General features: G+C 63.5%; 1 protein-coding gene. It reads right to left on the reverse strand.

The features are described 5' to 3' along the window. Nucleotides 1-425: site-specific integrase (locus tag FY251_RS21665; RefSeq protein WP_148416965.1), on the reverse strand; the 425-nt coding region annotated here is incomplete at both ends.

Below are 425 nucleotides of genomic sequence, written 5' to 3' on the forward strand. Positions count from 1 at the left end.
AGCGTATCCCGACAGGCCGACACCGACACCCGGCCGTTCCGGGTCGTAATCAGCGGGGCACGGCCATGCTCGTCGGTCACCGCCTTGCGTTTCCCCTGAATGTAATCATCCAACACCTGCGCGACGTGGGCGCTAATCGCGTTCCACCGCTCGCTGTTCTCCTGATTCTTGAGCGGCGTTCCCGACTCCGGTCGATGCACAAAATGAATCGCCGGTCCATCGGCGCGGGGCCGGTTCCCGTCCAGATCAACGTCGCCCAAGTCGAGCGCACGAAGCTCCCCCACACGGCACCCAGTGTGCCAGAGCAACAGGACGATGACGTGCCGCCGACTCGCGTACTCGTATCGCTCCAACCAATCCACGATCTCCACGGCGCGGTCGGGGTCGAGCGTGGATTCGCTAACGTCTTCCCCGTTGTTCATCCG

Origin of the sequence: Haloferax sp. KTX1, from assembly GCF_902410085.1 — an archaeon.
Taxonomy (GTDB): domain Archaea; phylum Halobacteriota; class Halobacteria; order Halobacteriales; family Haloferacaceae; genus Haloferax; species Haloferax massiliensis.